Origin of the sequence: Prosthecobacter algae (genome assembly GCF_039542385.1) — a bacterium.
Classification (GTDB): domain Bacteria; phylum Verrucomicrobiota; class Verrucomicrobiia; order Verrucomicrobiales; family Verrucomicrobiaceae; genus Prosthecobacter; species Prosthecobacter algae.
In genome coordinates this window covers 494707-517234 of the sequence record NZ_BAABIA010000004.1, presented here as the reverse complement: position 1 = coordinate 517234, position 22528 = coordinate 494707, and the positions used below count along the sequence as shown (strand labels likewise).

Annotated in this window: 14 protein-coding genes; 2 read left to right on the top strand and 12 right to left on the bottom strand. The window is 60.3% G+C overall.

Translation table 11 applies throughout. From position 1 onward, the window contains the following. Positions 1 to 89: 89 nt before the first annotated feature. From rsgA to trpA, 6 genes are all read right to left on the bottom strand, one after another. Complete coding sequence (gene rsgA, locus ABEB25_RS11980) at positions 90 to 1211, bottom strand: ribosome small subunit-dependent GTPase A (protein ID WP_345736644.1); 1122 nt, start codon at positions 1209 to 1211, stop codon at positions 90 to 92. A 63-nt stretch (positions 1212 to 1274) separates the two neighbouring features. Beyond that, positions 1275 to 2690 carry a DUF1501 domain-containing protein gene (locus ABEB25_RS11975; protein ID WP_345736643.1) on the bottom strand — a complete coding sequence of 472 codons (1416 nt, stop codon included), beginning with the start codon at positions 2688 to 2690 and terminating at the stop codon, positions 1275 to 1277. Between the two features lie 32 nt (positions 2691 to 2722). Beyond that, positions 2723 to 5239, bottom strand: coding sequence for a PSD1 and planctomycete cytochrome C domain-containing protein (locus ABEB25_RS11970; protein ID WP_345736642.1), 2517 nt, complete (start codon positions 5237 to 5239; stop codon positions 2723 to 2725). 60 nt (positions 5240 to 5299) lie between these two features. Next, entirely contained in the window at positions 5300 to 6178 is an 879-nt protein-coding gene (gene dapA / locus ABEB25_RS11965; RefSeq protein WP_345736641.1) for a 4-hydroxy-tetrahydrodipicolinate synthase, read from the bottom strand. A 21-nt stretch (positions 6179 to 6199) separates the two neighbouring features. Next, the gene (dapF, locus tag ABEB25_RS11960) at positions 6200 to 7012 is read right to left on the bottom strand and encodes a diaminopimelate epimerase (RefSeq protein WP_345736640.1); all 813 of its coding nucleotides are present in this window, start codon (positions 7010 to 7012) and stop codon (positions 6200 to 6202) included. Positions 7013 to 7089: 77 nt separating this feature from the next. Next, entirely contained in the window at positions 7090 to 7905 is an 816-nt protein-coding gene (gene trpA / locus ABEB25_RS11955) for a tryptophan synthase subunit alpha (protein ID WP_345736639.1), read from the bottom strand. Positions 7906 to 8045: 140 nt separating this feature from the next. On the opposite strand from trpA, the gene ABEB25_RS11950 reads away from it, so the two are divergent. Beyond that, a complete protein-coding gene (locus tag ABEB25_RS11950; RefSeq protein ID WP_345736638.1) occupies positions 8046 to 8786 on the top strand; it encodes a 3-keto-disaccharide hydrolase in 741 nt (246 codons plus the stop codon). A 61-nt stretch (positions 8787 to 8847) separates the two neighbouring features. On the opposite strand, the gene pheT is transcribed toward ABEB25_RS11950, so the two are convergent. The 3 genes from pheT to pheS form a co-directional block, all read right to left on the bottom strand. Next, positions 8848 to 11253: a phenylalanine--tRNA ligase subunit beta gene (gene pheT, locus ABEB25_RS11945; protein ID WP_345736637.1), complete on the bottom strand. Its 2406-nt coding sequence runs from the start codon at positions 11251 to 11253 to the stop codon at positions 8848 to 8850. A 96-nt stretch (positions 11254 to 11349) separates the two neighbouring features. Further along, entirely contained in the window at positions 11350 to 11763 is a 414-nt protein-coding gene (locus tag ABEB25_RS11940; protein ID WP_345736636.1) for a GxxExxY protein, read from the bottom strand. Positions 11764 to 11831: 68 nt separating this feature from the next. Then, a complete protein-coding gene (gene pheS / locus ABEB25_RS11935) occupies positions 11832 to 12851 on the bottom strand; it encodes a phenylalanine--tRNA ligase subunit alpha (RefSeq protein WP_345736635.1) in 1020 nt (339 codons plus the stop codon). 282 nt (positions 12852 to 13133) lie between these two features. Here pheS and ABEB25_RS11930 point away from each other — a divergent pair, with 282 nt between their 5' ends. Continuing rightward, positions 13134 to 15473: a vWA domain-containing protein gene (locus ABEB25_RS11930; RefSeq protein WP_345736634.1), complete on the top strand. Its 2340-nt coding sequence runs from the start codon at positions 13134 to 13136 to the stop codon at positions 15471 to 15473. 24 nt (positions 15474 to 15497) lie between these two features. Here the strand turns inward: ABEB25_RS11930 and ABEB25_RS11925 are convergent, their stop codons facing one another. Genes ABEB25_RS11925 through ABEB25_RS11915 form a run of 3 tightly spaced genes read right to left on the bottom strand, consistent with a single transcriptional unit; the run spans position 15498 to position 22478 of the window. Continuing rightward, complete coding sequence (locus tag ABEB25_RS11925) at positions 15498 to 17885, bottom strand: WD40 domain-containing protein (RefSeq protein WP_345736633.1); 2388 nt, start codon at positions 17883 to 17885, stop codon at positions 15498 to 15500. After that, entirely contained in the window at positions 17882 to 20176 is a 2295-nt protein-coding gene (locus ABEB25_RS11920; protein WP_345736632.1) for a hypothetical protein, read from the bottom strand. The genes ABEB25_RS11925 and ABEB25_RS11920 overlap by 4 nt, the downstream gene beginning before the upstream one ends. Before the next feature lie 4 nt (positions 20177 to 20180). After that, positions 20181 to 22478: a DUF1549 domain-containing protein gene (locus ABEB25_RS11915; RefSeq protein ID WP_345736631.1), complete on the bottom strand. Its 2298-nt coding sequence runs from the start codon at positions 22476 to 22478 to the stop codon at positions 20181 to 20183. Between the last annotated feature and the right edge of the window lie 50 nt (positions 22479 to 22528).

Below are 22528 nucleotides of genomic sequence, written 5' to 3'. Positions count from 1 at the left end.
GGAAAAGTCAACGGTGGCGTAGTGAGAGTCAAGACAGGACCTCTATGTTCAAAACGACATAGCAGGGTTTTTCTGCCGCAAAAGATTGCCTATTTTCCACCCTGGCGGCGTTCTCGAGGCTCTAGTTCGTGATCGGGGTCGCGGCGCTTTTCGTACTGGCGGACCTGGGCGCGGAGTTCGCGCTTGGAGCGACGCTCGACGGTCATCTGGCGTTTTTTGCGGCTGCGGCGCAGTTTTTCGATCTCATCGTCCAGTTTGAGGAAGCCTTCGTAGCGGCCGGGATCCAGCTTGCCGGCCTCCAAGGCGGCACGAATGGCGCATCCGGCGTCCTTGCTGTGCTTGCAGTCGCCAAACTTGCACTGGAGGGCGAGCTGCTCGATATCGGCAAAACCTTCCCGCAGGGTGATTTCATTGGTCCACATCTGGATCTCTTTGATCCCTGGATTGTCGATGAGGATGCCGCCTTTCGGCAGGATGATGAGCTCCCGCGCCGTGGTGGTATGGCGGCCTTTGCCGGTGAGTTCGTTGACATCATCGGTCCACTGGTATTCGTCCCCGAGAAGCTGATTGAGCACGGAGGATTTGCCCACGCCGCTGGAGCCGATGAGAGTCACGGTCTGGCCTTTTTTCAAGTACTGGCGCAGGACGGACAGGCTGCGTTTTTTGGTGGCGCAGGTGATGTGGACATCGGCCTCGGGATTGAGGGCGCGGATTTGTGCCGCCGCGTCTTCGTTGTCTTCCTTTTCGTAGAGGTCGGACTTGTTGACGAGGACGACGGCCTTGGCCCCGCTGCGCGCGATGATGGTGAAGTAGCGTTCCATGCGCCGCAGGCTGAAATCGGTGCCTGCATCCGTGACGACGACGACGACATCCACATTGGCGGCGATGACCTGCTCTTCGGTGCTTTTGCCGGCCATCTTGCGAGAGAAGCAGGTCTGGCGCGGCAGGCGGGCACGGATGACGTGCTCCTGGTCCTCATGGCCCACCTCCAGCGCCACCCAGTCGCCCACGGCAGGGAGGTCCGCATCGGTTTCGGCATCATGGTAAACTTTGCCGCACATGACGGCCTCGAACTCGTCTCCATCGCCGACGAGGGCCCCATAGGTGATCTTGTTGTCGCGGGTCAGGCGCGCGGGCACCCAGCCCTGTTTGAGGTAGGGAGCAAAGGCTTCTTCGAAGGCGGCATTCCAGCCGATGTCTTGCAACGTCATCGCCGCAGTGTAGGACGGGAAAACGAAAGGACAAATCCGCGATGCAGGAAGTACAGCATGGCGCTAGGCCAGGATTTCCTTGGCCACAGTGCCATAGACATCGGTGAGGCGGAAGTCGCGACCGGCATAGCGGTAGGTGAGTTTTTCGTGATCCAGGCCCATCAGGTGCAGGACGGTGGCGTGCCAGTCGTGGATGTGCATTTTGTTTTCGACCGCTTCGTAACCGTACTCGTCGGTCTTGCCGTAGTTCATGCCGCCCTTCACGCCGCCGCCGGCCATCCACATGGTGAAGCCCTTGTTGTTGTGGTCGCGGCCGTCCTCGCCCTGGCTGTGCGGGGTGCGGCCAAATTCACCACCCCAGATGACCAGGGTGTCCTTCAGCAGGCCACGCTGGCGGAGGTCCTGCAGCAGCCCGGCCACGGGTTTGTCGATGGCGTCGCAGTTGCGCTCCAGGGCGGCCTTGAGATTGAAATGCTGATCCCAGTTGCCATGGGTGATTTCGATGAAACGGACTCCTGCTTCGACCAGCTTGCGTGCCATGAGGCACTGCTTGCCAAAGGTGGCCGTGGTTTCGTTTTCGATGCCGTACAGCTCCTTAGTGGCGGTCGTTTCCTGACTGAGGTCGAGCACCTTGGGCACCTCCGCCTGCATGCGGAAGGCGAGTTCGTAAGATTCGATGACGCCTTCCACCTCGGCGCTGACGCCGCCATCCTGGGCCATGCGGGCCTTGTTCAGCGACTGCACCAGATCCATCTGCGTACGCTGGGCCTCGGTGGTGTAACGGTTGTTTTTGATGTTAGCGATGGAGGCCTGGTCCGCGCCACCGGCACCGAAACGGCGCGCCAAGGCACCACCGCCTGGGCCGGCATTGCCGCCGATCTTGGTGCCCTGATAAATGGCGGGCAGAAAGGCACTGCCGTAGCTGCGGGTGGCATTGCCCGGCGGATTGATGGTGATGAAGCCCGGCAGATTCTCATTCTGCGTGCCCAGGCCATACAAGGCCCATGAGCCCAACGAAGGCCTAACAAATTGCGTTGTACCTGTGTGCAACTGGGTGAAGGCCTGCGGGTGGGCTGGAAGGTCCGTGGCCATGGAGTTGATGACACAGAGGTCATCGGCCTGTTTGGCCAGATGCGGCAGCAGCTCAGAGACCCACAGGCCGCTCTTGCCATGCTGGCTAAATTTCCAGGGCGAGCCCATGAGCTTGGCCTGCCCGTAACGTCCGGCAATCGAGGGTGCGGCCTTGCCGTCATCGGTCGCCAGCTTGGGTTTGTAATCCAGAAGGTCCACATGCGAGGGAGCCCCCTGCATGCAGAGGAAGATCACATGCTTGGCCCTCGGGGCAAAATGCGGGCTCTTGGCGGCCAAGGGGGCGCTGGCGCGAAGGGCTTGCTGCTGAGCCAACGCGGCAAAGGCGAGGTAACCAAAACCGCTGGAGGTGGTCTTCAAAAACTGGCGACGGTTGAAAGGAGAGGTCATGGCGGCAAAGGGCTGGATTGACTAACCAACGATCAGTTTAAATAACGAAACTCGGCACTGGCGAAGAGGCTCTGGCAGAAAGCGGAGAGGGCGGCATACTGCGCCTGATCCCGGGCCTGCTGCGTGCTTTTGCCACCGGCCACCTGCGGGGGAAAGCGCATCCAGAAACTGCGGATGGCGGCGAGTTCAGGTTCCGTGGGGGCACGTGAAAAGACGAGTTGATACGCGTAGGCCAGACGGTCCATCGGGCTGCCCGGCTGCTTGGCGATGCGTGCCGCCAGCGCATCGGCAGCGCTGAGGACCTGGGGGTTGTTCATCAGGAAGAGGCTTTGGCTGGGTACATTGGTGCTGTCGCGCTCGCCATTGACCAGGCTGGCATCCGGGAAATCGAAGACGCTAAGCGCTTCCGGAATCAGGTCGCGGATGATGGGCAGGTAGATGCTGCGATAGTTGTAGGGCTTGCCCACAAGTTCGCGATTGAGCATCAGCAGCCCTTCCCTGCCCTCAGCCGCCCTGGCCACAGGAGAGCCGTCCACCGGATAGAGATTGAGGTTGCCGGAAACGGAGAGCATGGCATCGCGGACCGCCTCGGCCTCCAGTCGCCGCTGGTTCATGCGCCAGTGGAGCTTGTTGTCCGGATCCACCGCAAAGTTATGCGCATCATAGGTGGAGGCCATCTGATAGCTGCGGGTGAGCATGATCTCGCGAATGAGCTGCTTCACCGACCAGCCCTGCTGCATGAATGAGAGGGCCAGGAAGTCGAGAAGCTCAGGGTGTGAAGGCTTCTGCCCCATGATGCCGAAGTTGTCCGGGGTGCTGACGAGGCCGCTGCCCATGAGCTTCAGCCAGATGCGGTTGGCCATCACCCGGGCGGTCAGCGGATTTTCCTTGGAAGCAATAAACCAGGCCAGATCCAGACGACCGCTGCCCTCACTGATGTTGTGAGGTTCGCCCTCGGCACAAAGCACCTCCACGAGTCCGCGCGGCACGATGTCGGCAGGCTGTTTCAAATCACCGCGAACGAGCAGAGGGCTGTTTACCGGACGCGCGCGGTCCAGCATGCCCATGGCCAGTGTACGAGGAGTTCCATCGTCATGAAATTGGTCCAGATCAGCCTTCACGGATTCCGCCCGGTCGCGTGCTGCACGGATGCGTAGGAAGCTGGCAGCGCCATTTCGCTCCCGATCTTCTCGGCTCAGGCTGGTGATGTCGCGCTGGGCTTCTTCAGCCGCCTTTTGCGCCGTGTCATACCGCTGCTTCAGTTCGACGGCTTCCGCCGGTGCGATTTTGGCAAGGGCGGAGACCTGCTGGGCTGCGGGGTCCAGTTCGATGAGCGTACCTGGATTGTTATTCTGCAATTGCTGATGCGTCCCGTAGAGGGTTTCGCTGCTGAGGAAGATGCCTGCCAGGGCGTAATAGTCGCGCTGGGTCACGGGATCAAACTTGTGGTCATGACAGCGGGCGCAGGCCAGCGTGAGGCCTAACATGGATTGCGACAAAGCGTCAATCTGCTCATCCACCAGGTCCATATTGAACTGGCGGCGGTCGCGGTTGTTATGCCCCTTGGAGCCAATGGCGAGGAAGCCGGTGGCGACGATCTTTTCGGCCTGGTCGCGCTTGTTTTCAAAGCGCATCAAGTCCCCGGCGATCTGCTCCTTCAAAAACTGGTCGTAGGGTTTATCGCGATTGAAGGCATCAATGACGTAGTCGCGATAGCGCCAGGCATGGGGATAGAGGAGATTCACCTCCTTGCCGCTGCTCTCGCCATAACGCGCCACATCCAGCCAATGGCGGCCCCAGCGTTCGCCAAACCGGGGGGATTCCAGATACTGGTCCACCACGCGCTGGGTGGCCTGTGGAGAGGTGTCATTCACGTAGGCTTCCACTTCCTCTGGGGTGGGTGGCAGGCCGGTGAGGTCAAAGGCGATGCGGCGGATGAGGGTGCGGCGGTCGGCCTGGGCGGCAGGTTTCAGCCCGGCCTGCTCCAACCCCGCGAGCACCCACTGGTCAATCTTTGACATGGCCCAGTCTGGGGTCTTCAGTTCAGGCACTGGGGCCTCGGCAGGAGGCACAAAAGCCCAGTGCTTGCGGCCTTCGGCCATGTTGATCTCGCGCCTGCCGCCTGTTGCTCCGGCCACCTTTTGCTCGCGCGGGTCCGGGGCCCCCATCTCTATCCACTTTTTGAAGTTGGCGATGACTTCGTCCGGCAGCCTGTTTTTCGGTGGCATCTGCATGTCGTCATCCGCCCAGGTCATGGCGTGATAAAGACTGCTTTCCGAAAGGTTCCCTGGCGTGACGCCCGGGTGGCCGGATTCACCGCCGAGGACCGTTCCCTGCCGGGTGTCCAGCGTCAGGCCACCCTTCACCTTTTCAGACTCGGTGGAGTGGCACTTGTAGCAGTGCTCCACCAGCACAGGCCGGATGTGCTTTTCAAAGAACTGAAGTCGATCCGCCGGAATGTCCGCATGGGCGGCGGCCATCTCTTCCGCCGCCGGAACGGCGCGAAGTGACAGGCAAAAAAGTAAAACAAGACGGACAATGACCTTCATGACCTAGGGTGGGTTTCAGTGGTCTGAAACCCGGTTAGGCCATGAAGGTTGCGCAGCTTTTTAGATCAAGCCCAGCTTTGTCAGCGTGGCGCGCAGCTCTTCATTTTTGGCCTCTTCCATGGGCACCAGTGGCAGGCGCAGCTCATTGCTGCAATGGCCGGCCATGGCCATGGCGGTCTTGATCGGGATCGGGTTGGTGGCCAGCTTCAGGAAGGCGGCGAACAGCGGGTAATACTGCTGATGGATGCCCAACGCCCCGGCATAGTCGCCCTTCAGCGCCAGCTTCACCATGTCGCTGATCTGCTTTGGGATGAGGTTGGAGGCCACGCTGACGATGCCCACGCCGCCCACAGACATGAAGGGCAGAGTCAGACCGTCGTCACCGGAAAGGATTTCAAAATCAGCCGGCAGCACCTGCTTCATCTGGCTCACGCGCTCCGGATTGCCGCCCGCTTCCTTGATGGCGCGGATGTTGGGGCAGTTCTCAGCAAGACGCACCAGGACATCCAGACCGATCTCAATGCCGCAGCGGCCAGGGATGCTGTAAAGCATGATCGGCAGCTTGGTGTTATCGGCGATGGCCTTGAAGTGCTGATAGAGACCTTCAGGCGTGGGCTTGTTGTAATATGGAGCCACCTGCAGCGAGGCATTGGCCCCGGCAGCTTCGGCTTCCTGCGTCAGTTCGATGGCCTCACGGGTGCTATTGGAGCCCGTGCCAGCCATGACGATGCCGCGGCCTTTGGCGAATTCTACCGTCAGCTTCACCACCTTCTCATGCTCATCGTAGTCGAGCGTGGGCGATTCCCCGGTGGTGCCGCAAGGGACCACACCGGACACTCCGTTGTCGAACTGGAAGTCGATGAGCTTTTTGAGGGCTTCCTCATCGAGCTGACCGTTACGGAAGGGGGTGACAATGGCGGTGTGGGTTCCTGCGAACATGAGGGTGGGGATGAAAATATTTTAGAGAGCAACGGTGCCTTGGAAAACGAAATCCGCCGGGCCGAAAAGCGTGACGTCGGTGTATTCGTGGGGAGCGGTTTCGGTGAAGCCGACGTGCAGCGTGTCGCCACCCTTGACCAGAACGGTCACGGGGCTGGGTGCGCCGGTGAGTTCGTGGTGAAGCAGGGCGCAGGCGACCATGCCGGTGCCGCAGGCCAGGGTTTCATCTTCCACGCCGCGCTCATAGGTGCGGATGGAGATGCTGCCCGGAGCCAGCACTTTGGCGAAGTTGGCATTGGTGCCTTTGGGCTTGTAAGCCTCGTGGTATCGCAGACCGGCACCCCATTCACGGACGGGCACATTTTCCAAATCCTCGACAAACACGACGGCATGAGGCACGCCCGTGTTCACACTGTGGACGGTGAGAGTCTCTCCGGCGACAGGCAGGTCGGTGGAGAGCTTCAGGCTGTGAGGGGCGCTCATATTGATGCGCACCTGACCGTCTTCAAACTCGGCGGAGATCATGCCGGCCAGCGTTTCAAAACGGATCTTCGCCAGCTTGTCATCATGCAGGCGATTGACGAAGCGACCAAAGCAACGGGCACCATTGCCGCACATTTCAGCCTCGCCACCATCGGCATTGTAATAACGCATTTTGAAATCGCCGCCATCGGCCGCAGGCTCCACGCAGAGGAGGCCGTCCGCACCGATGCCGCGATGACGATCACAAAGCTGGGCGATTTGCTTCGTGGTGAGAGCCAGGGAGAGGTCGCGATTGTCCAGCATGACGAAGTCATTGCCGGCACCGTTCATTTTCCAGAAGTTAAGGGTCATGGGAGGAGAGGGAGAGGGGGACCGTGAGGAGGTCAAACGTCAACGGTCAAAGGTGGGGAGTGGCTGTGCGGAAGGAATCAAGAAAGGGCTTTAACAGCGGCGACCAGAGGCTTCACAAAGGCTTCCACCTGGGCGGCGAGATCAGGCGCAGCGCCGTTCTTTTCGATGAGCTTTACGATGGCACTGCCCACAACGACGCCATCGGCCATGCTGGCGACGGTCGCAGCCTGCTCAGGATTGGACACTCCGAACCCGACACAAACGGGGACTTCGGTGGACTGTTTGATCACGGCCACCTGTTCGGCGATGCCTGTAGCGATTTCCACCTGCGCCCCGGTGACGCCCAGGCGGGAGACATAATAGACAAAACCTTCCGCATTCTTGGCGATGAGCTCGATGCGCTCGGGCGGGGACGTGGGGGCGATGAGCTGAATGTGGGCCAGTTCCGGGGCGGGCTTCAGTTCGGCATTCTGCAGCGCCTCCTCAGGCGGGAGATCCAGCACCAGCACGCCATCCACACCGGCAGCAACCGCATCCGTATGGAAGCGTTCATAACCATAAGTGTAGATAGGATTCAGGTAGGTAAAGAGGACCAGAGGAATCTGGGACTTCGTCCGCAGGGTGCGGATCATTTCCAGCACCTTCGGAAAGGTGGCTCCGGCCTTCAGGGCGCGGTCAGCCGCCATCTGGTTCACCACGCCATCGGCGAGGGGATCTGAGAAGGGCACACCGAGCTCGACGATGTCCACCCCGGCTTTTTCAAGGGCCAAAACAACGTCAATGGTGGCGTCCAGAGTTGGGTCACCGGCGCAGATGTAGGCGACAAAGGCGCGCTTGCCGGAGGCGCGGAGCCCGGCGAAATGACGATCAATGCGGTTGGTGGGGTCGGACATGAAGGGCCTGTTATCTAGCGCGTCCTCTCCACGTGTGCAACCAAACGGCACAACTTCTGACGGACACAAAAAGCTGAATGCAGGCCACTCCTGAGCGCATAATGGCCCGCCTTGGCTTCGTTACCCCCCTACGATCCTTTATGAAATGCCCGCCTTTCTCCCTCCTCGCCGCCCTTTTGGCGCTCGCCACCCTGCCCCTTTCCGCCAACGAACCGACGCCACCGCCCGGATTTAAAGCCATCTTCAATGGCAAAGACCTCACTGGCTGGCATGGGCTGAACCCGCACTCGGTGGTGAAACTGAGCGGAGAGAAAAAAGACGTCGCCCTGAAAAAGATGCGCGAGGAATTCGCCCAGCACTGGCGGGTGGAAAACGGCGAGCTCGTCAACATCGGCACCGGCCCCTATGCCACCACGGATGCGGCCTTTGGGGACATGGAGTTCCTCATCGAATACAAAACGGTGGCCAAGGCCGACAGCGGCATCTACCTGCGCGGCAATCCCCAGGTGCAAATCTGGGACATCAACCAGCCCGACGATGCCAAAAAGCCGGACCGCCATCCCAAGCTGGGCTCAGGTGGCCTATTTAACAACACGCCCAAAACACCGGGTCGCGACCCGCTGGTGCTGGCGGACAAACCTTTTGGCGAATGGAACAGCTTTCGCATCCGTCAAGTCGGTGACATCACCTGGATCTGGCTGAACGACAAGCTGGTGGTGGATGGTGCCAAGATGGAAAACTTCTGGGACAAAACCCAGCCCCTGCCTGCTAGCGGTCCCCTCATGCTACAGACACACGGTGGTGAGATCCGCTGGAGAAATCTCTTCGTGCGAGAGATTGGCAAAGAGGAAGCGGCGAAGATTCTGGCCGAGAAAAAGTAACTGTGAATGACCAGCCGATGGCCTCCTCTTTAAAGAAGGTCATCGGCTGTTAAACACAGACTTAGCGGCGAATCGTCGCTGGCAGCGCCTTCTCGAGCGAGGCCAGAATGCGAGCGTGGACGGCATCCACCTCGGCGGTTTCCAGGGTCTTTTCCCCGGAACGGTAGGTCAGCGTCCAGGCCACGGATTTACGGTCGGCCGGCAGCTTGGTACCAGTGGGGTCCAGGAAGACATCGAAGAGATCAGCCTTGACCAAAAGAGGCTCTTTGAGGCCCGTGAAGAAGGCGTTGACCTTGGTATTGGCCAGATCCGCAGGAAGCTCGAAAGCGACATCGCGGGTGATGGCCGGGTAACGGGGCAGTTCCTCAAACTTGGCCGGGCCGCTGCTGCCCTGACGCAGGGCGCTGAGAAGGAGCTCAACCACGTACACCGGATGGCGGGCATCCAACTGGCGGGCACGGGACGGGTGCACCTGGGCGATCCAGCCAAGCACACGATTGCCGACCTTCAGCTCGCTGTGCAGGAGGAAGGTGCCGTTGTCGGCCAAGGGCTTGATGTCCAATGCCGTGACACCGGGCAGGGACTCGACGACCCCACGAAGATCAAAGACATCCGCAGCCTGAGGCTCGCGGCCATGCCAGGAGCTGGTGGCCACCGGACCGCTTAGCAGGATAGCGAGGCGATCTTCCTCACGGGTCTGGCCATTGGGCAGCTTCAGAAAAACGCGACCGGATTCAAAGAACCGCAGGCGCTGTAAACCCTGGCGATTGTTCAGCGCCGCCGTGGCCAGAAGGCCAGGGATGAGGCTGGGACGCAGGGTGGTGAGGTCCTCGCTGAGGGGATTCTTCAGGGCCACGCTGACGGCGGCCGGATTGACACTGCCCAGGCTGTCGCTGATCTGTGCGGTGGAGACGAGGCGCAGGGTCTGGGCCTCATTAAAACCACGATTGGCCAAAGCCTGACGAAGCTGCATGACGTGGTCATACTGGCGGTCCGTGGCATCGCCGCTGGCCATGACGGCGGTGAAGCGTGAAGGCACACGATCCAGGCCGACCACACGGGCCACCTCCTCCACGAGGTCCACGCTGCGGACGAGGTCCAGGCGGTAGCTGGGGATGGACCAGACGGTCTTTTCAGCATCGCCGCCTGTCTTGTTCAGCCCCAGCTTGGTGAGGATGCCGTGGGCTTCCTCCGTGCTGAGATCCGGGATGCCTAACAAACGATGCGCACGCCCTTCATCCAGCGTGACCTCCTGCAGGAGGACTGGCGCGGCACCGGCGGCGGCGAGGGTACCCTCCACCTTGCCACCAGCGATTTCGAGAATGAGCTTCACCGCCAGATCCGAGGCCCCCTGGACCTGCTGCGGATCGCAGCCGCGCTCAAAACGGTAGCTGGAATCCGAATGGATGCCGAGACGACGCGAGGTGCGGCGGATGCCTGAAGGTGTGAAGTAGGCGCTCTCCAGCAGCATGTTCACCGTGCTGTCGGTGACGCCGGTTTCTTCACCGCCCATGACACCTGCAATGGCGACCGGACGCTGGCTGTCGGCAATGACGAGGTCTTCTGGAAGCAGCGCTGGCTCTGTTCCATCGAGAGCGAGGATCTTTTCACCTTCGGCCGCACGACGCACGACAATGCCGCCATTGAGTTTGTCGAGGTCAAAGGCATGCAAAGGCTGGCCCATTTCCATGAGGACATAGTTGGTGATGTCCACGATGTTGTTGATCGGACGCAGACCGATGCTCTCCAGGCGGGCTTTGAGCCAATCCGGACTCGGCGCCACCTTGATACCTTTGATGACACGCGCCGTGTAATACGGGCAGCCATCGGTGGCCTGCATCGCGACTTCAGAATCTTGCGCAGGGCGCGACTGGGACGTAGCGGCAACATGATCGCGCTGTCCCTTCAAAGGAAGGCCAGTCAATGCGGACAGCTCGCGGGCGAGGCCCAGATGGCTGAGAAGGTCCGAACGGTTCGGGGTGATTTCCAGATCGAAAACCGTGTCCGAAGCGATGACTTCCTTGAGCGGTTTGCCGACCGGCAGCGATGCATCCAAGATCAGCAATCCGCCGGTGTCTTCGCCGAGGCCGATTTCCTTGCCGCTGCACATCATGCCGTTGGAGATGACATCGCGAAGCTTGCCTTCCTTGATGGTGAAGCCCCCTGGAAGCACCGCGCCCGGAAGCGCCAGGGGCACCTTGTCCCCGGCCTTGAAGTTCTTCGCCCCACAGACAATCTGGCGCAGGGTGCCGGAGCCGTCATCCACCTGGCAAACGCTCAGCTTGTCCGCATTCGGATGCTGCACAAAGGAGTCAATCTGCGCCACCACCACCTTGTCAGAAGCAACGCCTGTTTCCTCAATGCCTTCCACCTCAATGCCCGCAAAGGTCAGGAGGTCCGAAAGCTGGGCCGTGGAGTAAGCGCTGAGATCAAGATGGGTGCTGAGCCAGGAGAGGGAAACTTGCATGGGAGACGAGGGAGGAAAAGGGAGACTGAGATGAAGGGCGGGCCTATTTTACAGGATTAACAAGATTTCAGGATTAACAGGATTTTGGTTTTCTTGTTATTGGATATCGAAGGGGGCGATGCACGATTGGCTGGGGCGGTAGAGGCGGAATTTGCGCTTAAACTGGAGGCTGGGGGCACCGAAGTTGAGGATGAGGCCGTCATCAATGCCGGTGGCGGTGAGGTAGTTCACGGTCTGGGCTTCGTGGGCTTTGACGATGGTCTCGCAGGACTTGAGTTCAATGAGGAGCTTCTTGCCGATGGTGATGACCATATCCGCTTCAAATTTGCCGACGATTTTGCCTTTGTAGAAGACATTGATGGGCACCTCGGATTCAAAAGGAATTCCGGTAGCAGCGAGTTCCACTTCCAGGCTTCGATGATAGATGGATTCATTGTAACCAGGCCCCATGTGCCGATGAATCTCCATGGCCATGCCAATCACGCTTTCGGTGAGCTGGTCAATCGTCATAAGCCAAAAGATAAATCCTGTTAATCCTGAAATCTTGTCAATCCTGTAAAAGCGGGGTGCCCCTGTCCTTAAAACTGCTGCAAAAAGCGGGCGTCGTTTTCGATGAGGTGGCGGATGTCGGAGATGCCATGGAGGATCATGGCGAGGCGGTCCAGGCCCATGCCGAAGGCAAAGCCGGTGACCTTTTCGGGATCGAAGAGGTCATCGCCACGCTTCTTGCTGACTTCGGCAAACACGGCGGGGTCCACCATGCCGCAACCGGCGATCTCGATCCAGCGGGCTTCCTTGCCCTTGGCTTCCAGCTTCACGTCAATCTCGAAGCTCGGCTCCGTGAACGGGAAGAAATGCGGGCGGAAACGGACGACTGTTTTCGGGCCGAAGACTTCGCGGAAGAAGAACTCCAGCGTGCCTTTGAGGTCGGCCAAGCTTACGTCCTTGTCCACATAGAGGGCTTCGATCTGGTTGAAGACGCTCAGGTGCGTGGCGTCGATTTCATCGCGACGATAGGCGGCCCCGGGAGCGATGATGCGCACCGGGAGGGCTTTCACGGTTTCCATGGTGCGGATCTGCACGCTGGAGGTGTGGGTGCGCAGCAGGCGGCCATCTGGAAGATAGAAGGTGTCGCTCTCATTGCGGGCCGGGTGGTCCGCCGGGGTGTTCAACGCATCAAAGCAATGCCACTCGGTCTCGATCTCCGGGCCATCCGCAAGGGTAAAGCCGACGCGGCGCAAGGTGCGCACGGCGAGGTCGCGGATCTGGGTCAGCGGGTGCAGTGTGCCCACCCCTGCGCCAGGGCGACCAGGAAGGCTCAGATCAATGCCCGCCACAGAGGCGGCGTCCTTGGCCGCTTGCAGGGCTTCTTGACGGCTGGTGAGACCACCGGTGATCGCTTCGCGCACTTCGTTCAGCTTGGCACCCACTTCCTTTTTCAGGTCGGGGGCCACATCGCGCATGCCCGCGCTGAGGGCGGTCAGCTGGCCTTTTTTGCCCAGGTAATCAATGCGGAAGGCTTCCAGCGCAGCTTCATCGGACAGGGTATCGAGCGCGGCGAGGGCTTCGGTTTTGAGGGAGTCGAGTTGTGCGAGCATGGGAAAAGAAACGGCAAAGGGCCAAAGGGGGCCGCGATGATGGGCGCGAAACTGCCGTTGCGCAACCTGGAGCTGAGGGTCCGCGTGGCACAAAAAAGGCCGCCGGACCCACGCCAACACGCCCCAGGGGGCCGTGGACAAAAACTTCCCGTGTTTTTCTCGCTAGGTTTTGGGTTTTGCCGCTGTTCTTTGATGCCCTTTTGACTTTGTGAGTTTAAGGGCGAGGCGACAGTGAGGCGGTGAACAGCCCCTTTCCAAGTCTGAACGTTTTTTGACCCCGCAGTGAATCCCACCACCGAATCCACCCTCCGCTTTACCGGGGACTACCCTGCCCTGGCGGTCTGGGTGCTGGCCTTCGTGCTGGCTGCGGCCATGTGGTTTCTCTACCGCCGCGAATCCCGGCGTCTGGCTGGGGCGGCCTCATGGCTACCGGCGGCGCTCCGTTCCTTGGCTGTCTTCATTTTGGTCCTCGCCCTTTCGGGGCCGGTGCTGCGGCGCGAGACCACCCAGCGTCAACTGGGCCGGGTCGTCCTCGCCGTCGATACCTCCTCCAGCATGAAACTGGAGGATGAACGTCCGTCCGCACCGGGACAGGAGGCTCCCCGCTCCAGCGATTCCCGGCTCACCCGGGCCGAAAAGATGCTGCTCAGCGGCACCACCCCCCTGCTGAAAAAACTGACTGAGACCCAAGACGTGGAACTGGTGCTCCTGCGCGGCCAGCAGACCCAGCGCCTGTGGTGGCACCGGCAAAAGGGCAAGGACACCTCCGGTGACATGCCTTCGGAGTTTGACCTCCAGGCCGATGTGCCGATCACCAATCTCGACAGCACCCTGCGCGAGGCCCTCGGCCCGGCCAATCCCGGCACCGCACTGGTCGTGCTCACCGATGGCCAGCACAATGCCGCCGGTTCCCCGGAGGAGTTTGCCGCCACCATGAAGCAGGCAGGCACCCCCATCTTCACCATCGGCTTTGGCAGCGAGATTCCGCCGCCCGATCTCAGTGTGCTGAATGTCCTCACGGCGGAGTCCGTTTTCACGGAGGAGAATCTGCAGGGCCGGGTGATGGTCAGCGATTCCCTGCCCTCCGGCACCCCGGCCCAAGTGCGAATTTCCAGCGGTGGAAAAACAATGTGGGAGCAAAACTTCACGGCGGAGGGCAAAGGCGAACGCCGCTTTGACTTCACCTTTCCGGTCAAGCAACTGCCCGAGGCCGCGGCGGCTGAGCGCGACAAAACCCTGCGCCTTTTGCAAGTGCAAGTGGCCGTGCAGGGCGAGCGATCCGGCATTGAAAAAACACGCGCCAACAACACCCGCGAGGTGGCCTTGCATCTGCTGAGCCGGAAACGCAAGGTGCTCATCCTCGATGGCCGCCCGCGCTGGGAAACCCGCTACATCCACAACCATTTCGACCGCGATGACCGCTGGGAAGTCAGGCTGCTGCTGGATGATTATGCCGAGAAACCCCAGGACGGAGCCCTGCAAAAGGACTTCCCCAAAACGCGGGAAGATCTGCTCAGCTATGACCTGGTGCTGCTCGGGGACGTGCCGCCATCACGCTTCAGCCCGGCCCAAACGGACTGGTTGCTCGAGTTCGTCGAAAAACGCGGAGGCGGCCTCATCCTCATTGATGGTGTGCGGGGGCATCTGAAGCAATGGGCCCAGGGCAAAACAGCCTCCCTGCTGCCGGTGACCTGGGCTGCCACAGCCGCTCCGCCTAACCAAAAGATCGTCTGGAGCCTCAGCTCCGAAGGGGAGCGCGAATCGGCCCTCCGCCTGAGTGACAGCCCGAGCGCCAATAGCAGCCTCTGGCCCACTCTGCCAGACATGCGCTGGGCCTCCAGTGTGCAGGCACAGCCCGGCGCCACCACCCTGGCCTATTTCCAGACAGGCACCGCCCCATCTGCCAAGGCCGGCAGTCCCGCCGCCGTCTTCCGCCCGGTGGGTGCGGGCGCGGTGCTTTATCTCGGCACCGATGATCTCTGGCGTTGGCGCTATCAGGTGGGGGATCTTTACCATCAGCGCCTGTGGATGCAGCTCGCCGCCTGGATCGCCGCGCCGCCCTTTCAGGCCGAGGACAAGCAGATCTCCATCGGCACAGACAGGCTGCGTTACACCCCGGGAGAACAATCCGAACTCCGCGTGCGCATCCGCAATGCCGCCGGAGATCTCGTCAGCAATGCCGAACCCCGGGCCTTCCTGCTGCTGGATGGCAAGGAAGTGGCCACCCTGCAACTGGAGCCCGACCCCACCCACTTTGGCATCTACCGCACCCTCACCCCGCCGCTGAAGGCAGGAGCCTACGAGATCGCTGTCGCGGAAAGCCCGACCGCCACGCGCAGCAATCTCCGGTTGTCCCTTCGCGTCGCGGATGCGGGCAATCCCGAATGGGCCACCCTGACCATGAACCGCCCTCTTCTGGAAGCCATGGCCACAGCTTCCGGAGGCCGTTTCCTGCGTGAAGAACAGGCCGCCACCGAACTGCCCAATCTCCTCCAGTCCATTGACCGAAAACAAACCACCATTGCCGAAACCATCTTATGGTCTAGCTGGTGGTGGTTCGGGGCGGTGATCGCGCTCCTGAGCATCGAGTGGTTGCTGCGCAAAAAGATGCGACTGGTGTGATCCGTCTCCGGAAACTGAAGCTCTTCAACGCTCCGTGTTGAAGCGTCCCACCTCTTTTCCCGAAGCCACATTCCACACGTGCAGCACGCCTTCCTCGCCGCCTGCCACCAGCCACTCGCCCATCCGGCTTGAGGCCAGCGCATTCATGAAGTCCTTCACACCAGGAAGAGACTTCACCTCGGCCCCGGCACTGTTGATCAGCCGCACCTTGCCATCCCCCGAGGTCGTTGCCAGCACGTCGCTGCTGCCCAGGTAACCAATGGCCGTGATCTCCTTGTCCCAGCCGTCCACATTCTTGCGTCGGTCCCCCACGGTCCAGTCCCAAATTTTGACCACATTGTCTGCCCCCGCAGTGGCCAGCATCCGGCCATCGTAACGCCAGGACAGGCCTAACACATGATGCGTATGGCCTTCAAAGACCTTCACCACCTTGCGTGTCGCCAGATCGGTGATGCGCGCCACTTTGTCGGCCCCGCCGGAGGCCAGCAGCTTCCCATCGGGGGAAAAATCCAGGCATAACACGCTGTCCAGATGGTGCTCCGTGAAGTTGGCCATCACTTGATTTTTATCCAATGCCCAAAGGAGGATGTCGCCACTGCGCGAGGGTTCGCCGCTGCCAATCGCCAGCGTCTTGCCATCGGCTGAAAAGGCCAGGGCATTCACCCGGTCCGTGATCGCAGATTTGTCATCGCCGCTGCCCAGCGTGCGTTCCAGCTTCCACGCTGCCTGCGCCTCATCGGCATGCAGCACACTGGCATTGTCCCCGGTGATCACCCATCCGGCTGGCGTTGGCCATGATATCGTTTTTGTCTGCCCGACTTCAGTCACCGTTTGCTGGCTCACCGGCCCGCCTGTCTGGGTGGACCAGACGCGCACCTGCCCCCCAGCATCCAGCCCCGCGACCTGTAGGCCATCCGGTGAAAAACAAAGGGATGTCAGGGTTGGGATGGCACCGGCTTGCGCCTTGGTGGCTTCGTTCTTCGCTGCAGTGGCCGCCGCCGTTTCCTTCTTCGCGGTTTCCAGTGCCAGCTTGGCTGCTGCCACAGCCTCTGTGGCCTGGGCCATCGCTGTCGTCACCAGCTTGATTTCAGCCTCCGCATCTTTGATTCCTGCCTCGGCCCGCATCAGTGCCTCCTGCGCTTCCGCCAGTTGCATTGACGCCGTCTCAGACTTGGCTCCGGCCTCCTTGTTTTTCTGGATCAAGGCCACGTCAGGCTTTCCTTCAGGAACCTTGGCCAGCAGGCTTTCAGTTTCGGCCCGTGCCTTGTCTGCTGCCACCTTCGCCTCCTGTTTCGGTTTCAGCATCTTGGCTTTGTCTTCGTGTTCTTTTCTGGCGGCATCGGCCAACTCCTTAGCCTTCTTCAATCGAGCGGCGAGATCCGTGCCCTCCTTTTCAGCTTTGGCAATCGCCGAGGTTTGCCAGGCAGCTTCAGAGGTTGTTTTGGCAATGGCATCCGCCTTTTCCATCAGGGTCACCGCAGAAGCCAGATCCCCCTGAATGCCCAGCAGCAGCTTGCCCGTGGCCACCTCCCAAATCTTGACCTGGTGATCCGCCCCGGCTGTCGCCAGACGCTGGTTGTCCGCACTAAGCACAAAGGCGGAAACGGCCGCGCCATGCTTAAAATCACGCAGCTTTTGGCCCGTCGGTTTATCCATCAGAGCCACCGTATCTGCGACGGTGCTGGCCAAACTGAATTTCGTTTCCGCCAGAGCTGCCGGAGCATTTACAGGCTTCGGCTTCGACTCTTCACGCCGCCAGATCTTCACCTCACGGAAGCTGCCAGTCGCCAGATGGCTACCATCTGGGCTGAAGGTCATCGCAGGTACAATGTCGCGATGGGCCACTCCCGGCTTTTGATACAGGCCGGACTTCAGCAAGGCCTCATCCGTCAGGCGCGTCATGGCCGTGCCCGTCGGCAGATGATACAGCGTCACCTGATTGCCGCGTGCCGCCGCCGCATAACGGCCGTCCGCCGTGATGGCGGAGGCATAGATGGGCCGGTAGCTCTCAGGCAACGGCTCCCAGGCAATCACCTTTTCCTGCCGGGCCGAGTAAAGCGCCCCTTCATCAATCCATTGCTTCAGCAGGGCCAGCTCTCCTGAGGTCAGCTTCACCGCCCCCACCTTGTTGTTCTTCGGTGGCATCTCCGAATCCCATTCACCGACGGCGGCCAGATAGATCAGGCTCTTCTCACCTTGCCCGGCCTCGATGCCCTTGCCATTTTCCCCACCCTGAATCATCAGCGCAGGGGTCTCCATGTTCAGTTCCCCTTTGGTCGTGGTCTTGTTGTGACAGGCCAGACAATTGTCCTTGAGCACAGGCCAGAGCTGCTTTTCAAAGTTGATCGTCGCGCCCTGGATCAGCGGCCCGCAGGCCCAACAAAAAGTAAGACAAAACAGAACACGTTTCATTTCTTGGCGGGCTCCTTCACTCGGATGCGGATCGGGTTGGAATACACGATGAAGGTCGTGTCCTTGGCGGGATTTTTCGCAGCGAGATCTTTCGCGGCCTTCTCCGCCGTCACCTTCATTTGATCGGCCTGGGCCAGCTTCTTGGCCGCTGCATCGGCCTTGGCCTGGGCGGCAGCCAGCCCTGGTTTGTCCTCAGGCTTGATGGCCTTCAGGGCAGCTTTGGCAGCCTCCAGTTCCTTCTTCGCCTCTGACTGCGCCTGGGCCGCTTTCTTGGCCGCCGTATCTGCGCCAGCCACCGCCGCAGCTTCCCGTCGGAACGGCATCTTGGCCGGTCCTTGAAGAATGAAACCATACTCTCCGGGAGTCAGCTTCAGGGCCTTCATATCCAGTGTCAGCTTGCCCTCGTTGGCTTTGGCGGGAATGGCCAGTTCCGGTGCCTTGGCCACATCCACCAGCCCCAGGACTTTCAGTTTCAGCGCATCTGTGAATGAGCCATGCCGCACGGCTTTGAAAGCCAGCTCCAGCGTGCCATCGGCAGCCACCTCCTGCACTCCCGTTGTCGCCGATTCAATGAGCACCGGTGCCTGCTCAGCCACCACGCCCAACGCAGGTGCACCGGCGATGCGAGTGTGCATGGCCTCCCGTCCTGTATCCTTCACCGCCCAGCTCAGGAAGGCCGTGCGTTTCAGCCCGCCCAAGATGGCCGCTCCCATCGGGGCATCTCCCGAAGCGCGAAAACCAATGTAACCCAGCGACTGTCCCGGGCCCACAAATCCGCCCAAACACGTCACTCCAGCAGGCAATTCCGAGACCGTCAGTTCAGCAGCCGCACTCTGCGGCGTGCGACCGGGCAAAACCACCTCCAGCGCCGTCATGCCTTGCCGCCAGACATTGGCGCTCGCCATTTCATAAGGGCCCACAGCGGCCACCGGAGGCAGGGTAGGATGAAGGGCGATGGCATGGTCCAGCCTGTTGTCCCCTGCCTTGGATATCCGCAGGCGATAAGGATAACGACGCCCATTCGCCGCGTTCAAAGGATCGCTCAATGAAAGGCGAAAAACACCATCGGCCTTGGCCTCATACGCATACAAAGGATCCAGCCTCATCATCCTTACCCCAGGCGCAGGCAGGCTGGCAGCCGGGTCATTGACATCCGCCTGCAAGGTCAGGGTCTCTTTGCCCGCCGCATCCTTCTTCACAGATTCGATGGCCAGGATCGGATCCGTCGGCAAGCCGGATTGCTGGGAGACGACCTCGATGGTGAAACGGTCCCCCGCCTTGAAGGCCAGATCAAACACACGCGCCGTCCCTCTTGCTGGAAACCAGCCGCTGAATTCTTCCCCCACCTGAACCGCTGTCACGCCGGCCTGCACTTCGGGTGATTCCGTTTCTTTCCCCAGCAGATAGGGATGAAACGGGCTGTCGGCCATGAGCCTGGACACCAGCGAAGCTTCGGCTTGAAGCCGCTGAAGAGGTTGGCCCTGGCTTACCTTCAGTCCCTCCACCACCTTGCCGCCGGGCAGATTCCATCCATAAACCATTTCCCCGGCGACACCCCACACCACCGCACCTGTGGTTAGGCTGAGCCGATAACCAAACTCATCCCCGCTGCCATACATCAGATCATTCACCCGCAGTTTGAACACGCCGTCCGCCGGTGCTGCAAAGTCCAGCAAACCGTCGCGCATCCTGGCCACCTCACGGCCAGCTCCATCCATCACGGTCCCGACCAAGGACACCCGTGAATTGAAAGCAGCTCCGACAAAGACCGCCAGCACCCGCTGCCCCTTTTTGGCATCAAAGGCAAACCAATGCGGCACACCGTCTTTGAAGACGCCTTGAATGGCCGAATCCAGCGGCACTTTCAAGGCCGTGGCCGCTTTGACATTCGTTCCCGGAGACTCCACGACTGCGAGGTTACTAACCTGGAAAACCCGTGGATTGGACACTCCATATCGCCCGGTCAGCCGCGCATCATAAAGGTCGTGAGGCAGATCATCCGGCAATTGAACCGTGAGCACGCCTTTCTTTCCCGCCTGCGCTTCCAGCGGAAGACTGCGCGAATAGGCACTCCTCAAACTGCTGAGCAGAAGCGTTTTGGCCCCGTCGAGATCAGCCCCTTTAAACTGCATCTCCACCTTGCTTCCAGGCTTGCCACCCAAAGGAGCCAGCGAGGTAAGTATCGGCGTGGGAAAAGTGGCCTGGGCCAGGAGAGCCATCACTGGGCACAGGAACAGCGCCGCAATGGCAAGGGCATGACGATGCATCATCGTCGGTCTTGGGAAACGCATCGGCTTAATGGTTAAACAGAAACTCTTTCGTGTTCATCAAGGCCCATAGAATGTCCTCGAAGGCTTCCTTGCGGCTGTTCAGCGCTTCTTGGTCCTTTTTTCCTGCCAGCTTTTTGGCCAGATGAGATTGGGCCAGTTGCAGCTCTTTCGCTGTCGGCTCCCGGCTGAGTGCCAGGTGATAGACATCGGTGATCTTGTCATCATCTGGCCGGGCATCTTTAGCCATTCGGTCAGCCCGGCCATCGCCACGGGCAAGCTGGGTCTGGATGTCCGCCGCGTTCAGCAGGTGCAGACTCTGTGCCAGGCTCGCCTCCTGCGTGCGTTCGCATTCACAGGCGCTCGATGAATCCGGCCGCCCAAACACCGTGAGGAAATACGTGCTTTGATTGTAGCTGTTGTCCGGCAGCGCCACCGCACGCGTGCCTGGGGCCTGCCCGGTAAACTTGCTTTCGTTTTCCAGCAGGTTGTTCACCGCATCATACAGCACTTCGGCATTCAGGCGTTTGGGGTAATAGCGGCTGAAGCTCTGGCGATCTTTGGCATTCCACTGGTTAGGCTGCGCACTGAGCTGGTAGGTGGAGGAGTTGGTGATCGTCCGTACCAGTTGTTTCAGGTCGTAGCCGCTCTTCACAAAATCAGCCGCCAGGGCATTCAGAAGCTCTGGGTTCACCGGGGGATTCGTTTCGCGCATGTCATCTTCCGGCTCCACCAGACCGCGATTGAAGAAATGCTTCCAGTAACGGTTCACCAGCGTGTGGGCAAAAAAGGGATTGTCCTCACGGCTCATCCAGTCGGCCAGGGCCAGACGCGGATCCTGCTCCGGCCGCAGCTTCATCGCCTCGCCCCCCAGGCTTGTGGGTGCCACAGGCTGCTTGGTGCGCAGGTTTGTCATCTGGGCCGTACCGCGCTTGCTGAAGACCAGTTCCTCATCCTTTGCCCCTGCTGCCTTGCGACTGACATTGGCAAAGAACGCCGCGAACCCATAGTAGTCCTGCTGGCTCCATTTTTCGAAAGGGTGATGATGGCACTGGGCACACTGCATGCGCGTGCCCAGGAAGAGCTGAGCCACATCCTCCATCTGCTGTTTCGGTTCCTTCACTTGCCGATACCAGGCCACGGGCGGATGCTGATCCAGACTGCCGGAGGCCGTCACCACCTCACGCGCAATTTGGTCGAACGGTTTGTTATCCGCCAAGCTGTCACGGATCCACGACCAGAACAGATAGCTGCCGCGTGCATAGGCCGGTTGCGTGCGCTGATTGCGCAGCAGGGCGCTCCACTTGTTGGCAAAGTATTCGGCATACTCAGGACTGTCCGTCAGCTCATTCACGCGCAGCGCACGTTTGTTGCTGTCTTTCGAGGCCAGGAAGTCTTTCATCTCCTCCGGCGTCGGCAGTCTTCCCGTGATGTCCAGGGTGGCACGGCGCAGGAAGGTGGCATCGTCACACACTTCAGATGGCGGCATGCCGATGGTCTTCAGTTTGGCGATCACCAGATCATCAATGTAGTTGCGTACCGGCGGCAGTTTTTCCACCGGAGCCCCCAGAGGAATCGTGGCCCGGAAGGTCGTCACCTTGCCCTGATAACGCACCATCACCGCCACATCACCCGGCAGGTCAAAGAGCGTCACCTTGCCAGTCTCACTCGTCTCGGCCATGGCCTTTTCATTTGGCTCATAAAGCGCGCGTTTCGTCACATCGCGGGTTGAACCATCGGTATAGTGAGCGGTGACTTTGAGCTGTTGGCTGCCTTTCAGTGGCATTGTCAGCACTGCCGGTTCCACACGGATGTGGGCCATCTTCGGGTCCGTGTCCTTGCCATAAGGCATGCCTTCGCGGATCCAGCGCACGAGGTCCTGGTAGTCTTCCGATTTGGGATCCAGCTTCTTGCCGCCGCCATGCGGCAGTTGTGCCGTTCCCTTGGTCAGCAGCAGGCTCTGTTCGGGCGCAGCAGGAAAAAGACGGCGGCCCCGCGCCTCCTTCACGATGTGCTCATAGTCCTCCTGCGGCTCAAAGCCCAGGAGTGAAAGTTTGAAACCGTTCTGTCCGCTGGCCTTGCCATGGCAGCCGCCGGAGTTGCAACCGCCCTTGGTCAAAATGGGCATGATGTCGTTGGCAAAATTCAGCTTGCGCGGTGCCTCGGCGGCCAGTCCAGAAGCCGTCGCACCCAGTCCCAGCATCAGCGACAAAAACAGGCGTTTGAGTGGCATACTCCCATGAGACATGACTGCCCGCCCACGGGCCACAGCTCGGCTTGTGCCGATGCCATCGTGGTAGAATGAGGAGTCTTGGATGAGGAACATGTGTGCGGTGTTATTTCGAACCCAAAACAATACGGCCACCTGCAGGCCAT

What these genes read in the sequence shown, in the direction of transcription:
- rsgA (WP_345736644.1), bottom strand. Translation starts at nt 1,211, where the DNA reads ATGACGTTGCAAGACATCGGCTGGAATGCCGCCTTCGAAGAAGCCTTT.
- ABEB25_RS11975 (WP_345736643.1), bottom strand. Translation starts at nt 2,690, where the DNA reads ATGACCTCTCCTTTCAACCGTCGCCAGTTTTTGAAGACCACCTCCAGC.
- ABEB25_RS11970 (WP_345736642.1), bottom strand. Translation starts at nt 5,239, where the DNA reads ATGAAGGTCATTGTCCGTCTTGTTTTACTTTTTTGCCTGTCACTTCGC.
- dapA (WP_345736641.1), bottom strand. Translation starts at nt 6,178, where the DNA reads ATGTTCGCAGGAACCCACACCGCCATTGTCACCCCCTTCCGTAACGGT.
- dapF (WP_345736640.1), bottom strand. Translation starts at nt 7,012, where the DNA reads ATGACCCTTAACTTCTGGAAAATGAACGGTGCCGGCAATGACTTCGTC.
- trpA (WP_345736639.1), bottom strand. Translation starts at nt 7,905, where the DNA reads ATGTCCGACCCCACCAACCGCATTGATCGTCATTTCGCCGGGCTCCGC.
- ABEB25_RS11950 (WP_345736638.1), top strand. Translation starts at nt 8,046, where the DNA reads ATGAAATGCCCGCCTTTCTCCCTCCTCGCCGCCCTTTTGGCGCTCGCC.
- pheT (WP_345736637.1), bottom strand. Translation starts at nt 11,253, where the DNA reads ATGCAAGTTTCCCTCTCCTGGCTCAGCACCCATCTTGATCTCAGCGCT.
- ABEB25_RS11940 (WP_345736636.1), bottom strand. Translation starts at nt 11,763, where the DNA reads ATGACGATTGACCAGCTCACCGAAAGCGTGATTGGCATGGCCATGGAG.
- pheS (WP_345736635.1), bottom strand. Translation starts at nt 12,851, where the DNA reads ATGCTCGCACAACTCGACTCCCTCAAAACCGAAGCCCTCGCCGCGCTC.
- ABEB25_RS11925 (WP_345736633.1), bottom strand. Translation starts at nt 17,885, where the DNA reads ATGAAACGTGTTCTGTTTTGTCTTACTTTTTGTTGGGCCTGCGGGCCG.
- ABEB25_RS11920 (WP_345736632.1), bottom strand. Translation starts at nt 20,176, where the DNA reads ATGCGTTTCCCAAGACCGACGATGATGCATCGTCATGCCCTTGCCATT.
- ABEB25_RS11915 (WP_345736631.1), bottom strand. Translation starts at nt 22,478, where the DNA reads ATGTTCCTCATCCAAGACTCCTCATTCTACCACGATGGCATCGGCACA.